The sequence below is a fragment of the Mesorhizobium sp. Cs1321R2N1 genome (assembly GCF_037179725.1).
GTDB lineage: Bacteria > Pseudomonadota > Alphaproteobacteria > Rhizobiales > Rhizobiaceae > Mesorhizobium > Mesorhizobium salmacidum.
Genome location: NZ_JAPYKP010000239.1, coordinates 1 through 4,712, shown reverse-complemented (window position 1 = coordinate 4,712; position 4,712 = coordinate 1). Strand labels below are relative to the sequence as shown.

Genomic DNA, 4,712 nt, shown 5'->3' with positions numbered 1-4,712 from the left:
GGGCGACCAGCGCCTCGTAGTCGCTGTCGCCGCCGACCAGCCGTGCCTTGGGGAAACGGTCCTGCAGGTCGCGCACCAGCGCGTCGGGATCCTGGCCAAGCAGGATCGAGGCGACGCCCTTGCGGCTCGAGGCGACCAGGATGGTGCCGAGCGACGTTTCGCCGACGGCGAAACGGATCTCCTCATTGGCGCCGCCGGCGCGATAGCGCGTCGGCGTCATGCCGAGCATGCCGGTCGATTTTTCGTAGAAACGCCCGCTCGAATTGAAGCCGGCATCGTAGATCGCCGATGTCACGCTGACGCCATCTTCCAGGCGGCCCTGGCGGACCCTGGCGGCACGCTGGGCCGCTGCATAGTCTTTCGGCGTCAGCCCGGTGACCGCCTTGAAAACGCGATGGAAATAGCCGGGGCTGCGGCCGGCGGCATCAGCCAGTTCGGCGAGCGACGGTTCCGCCTCGCTCGCCTCGATCCTGCGGCACGCATCGGCGACCATCGCGGCGTTGGCGGCCTCGAGCGAAGGGCTGTCCGGATTGCAGCGCCGGCATGGGCGAAAGCCTGTCGCCTTCGCCGCCTGTAAAGTGTCGTGCAATTGGACATTGGCGGGGTTGGCGCGCCGCGACGGACAAGACGGCCGGCAATAGACGCCGGTCGTCGCCACCGAATACCAGAATTTCCCGTCGGCCGACTTGTCGCGTGCCACGATGCGCGCCCAGCGCGGATCGTGGGCCACCGGCAGCGGCGCGGGTTGCAGATGTTTGGCCAGGGTGATGAACATGGTGCATTGAAGCCGCCAAAAGCCGGCCTCGCCACCCGTTTCCTGCCAACTGTCAGGAAGGAAAGCTTGATCAATGTTCGTGACGTTTTGGTGGGGAGACCGGAATGCTCTATAATTTCTGGTGCCTTGAATGGGCGCTTTGGCAAACGATCTGATTTCAAACCGAGATACACCCAATTTCCCTCCCAACTCGGGCAAAGAACGACAAGATTGATCCGGAGAAGGTGTGATGGAAAACATTCGACCCATTAAGACCGAAGCCGATTACGATTGGGCGATCGCCGAAATCACCAAATACTTCGAGAATGAGCCGGAGATCGGCTCTCCCGACGGTGATCGCTTCGACGTTCTCGCAACTCTGATCGAGGCTTATGAGGAAAAGCACTACCCAATTCAAGCGCCCGATCCCGTGGAAGCCATTCATTCGCACATGCAATTGTTCAACCTGCCGCGAAAGGCTTTGGCCGAGGTGATCGGATCGTCGCCTCGGGCGACCGAGGTGCTGAACAGAAAGCGCGCCCTTACCCTCGACATGATCTTCAAACTGAACAAGGAATGGAACATTCCCGCCGAAATTCTCGTGCAACCCTATCACCTCGCAAATGAAAGGGGCGGCAAGCGCGCCTAAAGCGCGTCGCGGCGAAACGGATGCATGCGAAGCGCTTTAGGTCTTTGTTTTTATGCATGTCGTTGTCCCAAAACCGAGGTCAGTTTTGGGCGACATGCATGGGCCTTCTCCACGCGCTTGCCGACAGCATCGGCTCCTACGCCGCGCGTTTGGGCTCCACCGCGAACGGGCTGAGGCCGAGCCAGGTCTGCATTTGCCTGCCGATGGCCTGGTCGCCGGTCAGGACGACCTTCGCGCCGGCCTTTTCGACGGTGAGCACTCCCATCCAGATCGCCGTCATCGTGTGCAGGTCGGTCGAGACATAGAGGTCGACGTCGAAGCCCGGATCGTACCAGCACAGGTCGACTTCACCGTGTTTTTCGACGATCAGCCACCAGGAGCGTTTGGAGGCGGGGAGCTCCTGATACAGAAATTGTATCACCGTGCGTCCCTCGGGCAGCGGCGAGGGGTTCAGGTTGCGCCGCATATCCCACATCAGCAGCGACGGATCGAGGTTCTTGAGGGACAGCCGGGACTCGACCCATTTCTGACCCCAAAAGCCCATCGCCTCGACGACCGGGCGCAGATCGCGGCCGGCCTCGGTCAGCCGGTAGTCGAAAATGCCTTTTTCTCCCTGGACCTCCTTGCGCTCGACGATCCCCGCCAGCTCAAGCTCCTTCAGCCGTTGCGACAGAAGGGTCGGCGACATTTTGGGCACGCCGCGGCGCAGGTCGTTGAAGCGGGTCGAACCCGCCACGAGCTCGCGCATCAGCACCATCGTCCAGCGGGTGCACAGCACCTCGGCGGCCATCGATAGCGGGCAGAACTGTTTGTATCCGTGCTGGGTCATGGCTGTGCCTCTCCCTCGAACCTTGGGAGAACATTAGCCCTTCGCGATTGAGGCGGCGAGTACAGAAACTGTACCGGCCCAGTACAGATCGCGGACTGGCTGGCGTGGGCCTTGCCATGCGAGCCCTTTGGCCGGTGCACGGGATACCCCTGTGCGCCGCAACCAGGAGACCACAATGACTGCTTACGTTATCGCCGACATCAAGATGAGAGATCCGAAATGGGTCCCGGCCTATGCCGCCTCGGTGCACGACCTCGTCCACAAGCATGGCGGCAAATATCTGTCGCGCAGCGGCAATGTGAAGACGCTTGAAGGCATGCCGCTCGATACGACGCTGATCGCCCTGATGGCTTTCCCGTCGGAAGCCGCGGCGCGCGCCTTCACCAACGATCCGGCGTATGCGCCTTTCGTTTCGGCCCGTCAGGACGGCAGCGACAGCCGTTTCCAGCTGATCGACGACACCGATCTGGCCGGAACGATCCCGTATCTGCCGAAGGGGTGACCGGCATTCGCCGCGTCGTTTTCGGGATCTCCAAGCAGCAACAGATACGGCGCTTGCCCGTCGCGCCGCCGTATTGCCGGCGGCCGGCCAGCCGTGCTTTTTCAACAGGAATGGAATGGATATGAAATCAAACTTTCGCAACGGGCTTCTCATGGCGGGGGCCATGCTGGCCGCCTGCACGACCTTTGCCCAGGCGCATCAGGAGGCGGCGGCGGGCGCGCCGGATGCCAGTCCGCTGGCCGAGAAGGTGCGGGCCGCCAACAGCCGGTTCCTCGACGTCAAGGCTGCGACGGCGGAAGGCTATGCGCCTATTCCCTGCGCCAGCGGCTTCACCGGCGGCGCCATGGGCATCCACTATGTCAATGGCGGGTATCTGAAGGACGACAAGATCGACGTCGCCCGTCCCGAAGCGGTGATGTACGAGCCGATGGCCGACGGCACGCTGAAGCTGGTGGCGGTCGAATACATCACCTCGAAGGGGCCGGCGTCGCTCGAGGGACAGCTGTTCAACTTCAACAGCGCGCCCAACCGCTATGGCCTGGGTGAATTCTACGAGCTGCATGTCTGGGCCTGGAAAGGCAACCCGACCGGCACATTCGCCGACATGAACCCGAAAGTGTCATGCGAGCACGCGATGGCGCCGAGCCAGTAACCGGCATCGCCAGGCGGCGCCAATGCCGCCTGGCCATTGTACCGAAGTTCCTGTCGACCCCATGAAATCAGCGATGCAGCCGTAGCAGACGGCTCTTGCTGCCTTGGACGAAGCCAGACAGGCCGCGCCTCCGCCGCGATCGAAGAGGGCATCGCTGTCCAGGCGATCGAGCCGACATTCCGACCCCTCCGCTGCCCGGTAACTGTTTCTTCTCTGGTTTTGCGGCAGATTGCGGGCCGGGTGGAGCAGGCGAAACGGACGATGGCGGGTCACGGCAAGAAAAGTCGCAACGGCGCGTTCTGGGCCAAGGCCCTGGAGAGCGCCGATCTTGGCGTCTGGGACTGGAATCTTCGCACCGGCGACTGCTTCTATTCGGCGACCTGGGCGCGGATGCTGGGTTACGAGGAGGACGAACTCGCCAATGCCAGCGACCTGTGGCTGCAACTGACCCATCCCGATGACCGGGAACGGGCGCTGGCCAGCGGCGACCGCCACATTGCCGGGCTGACCGACGCAATCGAGACCGAACTCAGGCTCAAGCACAAGCAGGGCCATTGGATATGGGTGCTCGACCGCGGCGGCATCGTCGAGCGCGACGCCGACGGCAAGCCGCTCAGGCTGATGGGCGTGCAGACCGACATCTCGAAGCAGAAGGCGGCCGAAGCCGCGCTCGAACAGGTCAATATCCGCTTTCGCCTGGCGCTCGCCGCCAGCGGCAGCGGCATCTGGCACTACGACATCGCCACCAACAAGAGCTATTGGGACGCGCGCACAAGGGAGATATTCGGCCTCGTCGCCGTGACCGATGAGGTGACGGCCGATCTCTGGCACAGCTACCTGCATCCCGACGACAAGGACGCCGCCGAACGCGCCCACAGGGTGCCGTTGGAAGCCGACGGCGTCATCGCCGCGCAGTACCGCATTATCAAGCGCGACGGCCAGATCCGCCATGTCGAATCACTGCTGCGTTTCATCTCCGCCGCCGGTGCCGCCGGTCAGATCCTCGGCACGGTGCGCGACATCACCGAGGACAAGGTGCGCGAACAGGAACTGGCCTTCGCCGCCCGCCACGACGCATTGACCGGACTCTGGAATCGCACCGCCTTCGACAGGTTGCTCGCCGACCACATCGCCACCGGCGCGTCTCTGGCGGTGTTCTACATCGACCTCGACTACTTCAAGGCGCTCAACGATTTCGCCGGCCATGCCGCGGGCGATCTGGCGCTGAAGAGCGTCGCGGCGGGTATTGGCCGTTGCTTGCCGCCGTCGGCGCATGCGGCGCGGCTCGGCGGCGACGAGTTCGCGCTGATGGTGCCCGATTGCGAC

At 63.2% G+C, this 4,712-nt stretch carries 6 protein-coding genes; 4 read left to right on the top strand and 2 right to left on the bottom strand.

The window, feature by feature from the left end; translation table 11 throughout:
* On the bottom strand, positions 1–775 hold a 775-nt coding region (locus tag O7A61_RS31055), incomplete at its 3' end, for a bifunctional transcriptional activator/DNA repair enzyme AdaA (RefSeq protein ID WP_337132999.1).
* 229 nt (positions 776–1,004) lie between these two features.
* Here O7A61_RS31055 and O7A61_RS31050 point away from each other — a divergent pair.
* The gene (locus O7A61_RS31050; protein ID WP_337133000.1) at positions 1,005–1,403 is read left to right on the top strand and encodes a helix-turn-helix domain-containing protein; all 399 of its coding nucleotides are present in this window, start codon (positions 1,005–1,007) and stop codon (positions 1,401–1,403) included.
* A 136-nt stretch (positions 1,404–1,539) separates the two neighbouring features.
* Here the strand turns inward: O7A61_RS31050 and O7A61_RS31045 are convergent, their stop codons facing one another.
* Positions 1,540–2,232, bottom strand: a complete 693-nt coding sequence (locus tag O7A61_RS31045; RefSeq protein WP_027141450.1) for a winged helix-turn-helix transcriptional regulator — start codon at positions 2,230–2,232, stop codon at positions 1,540–1,542.
* A gap of 175 nt (positions 2,233–2,407) precedes the next feature.
* On the opposite strand from O7A61_RS31045, the gene O7A61_RS31040 reads away from it, so the two are divergent.
* From O7A61_RS31040 to O7A61_RS31030, 3 genes are all read left to right on the top strand, one after another.
* Positions 2,408–2,734: a DUF1330 domain-containing protein gene (locus O7A61_RS31040; RefSeq protein WP_027141451.1), complete on the top strand. Its 327-nt coding sequence runs from the start codon at positions 2,408–2,410 to the stop codon at positions 2,732–2,734.
* Between the two features lie 151 nt (positions 2,735–2,885).
* A complete protein-coding gene (locus O7A61_RS31035) occupies positions 2,886–3,386 on the top strand; it encodes a hypothetical protein (RefSeq protein WP_442921134.1) in 501 nt (166 codons plus the stop codon).
* Positions 3,387–3,647: 261 nt separating this feature from the next.
* The coding region (locus tag O7A61_RS31030) for a PAS domain-containing protein (protein ID WP_337132997.1) at positions 3,648–4,712 on the top strand (1,065 nt) is incomplete at its 3' end.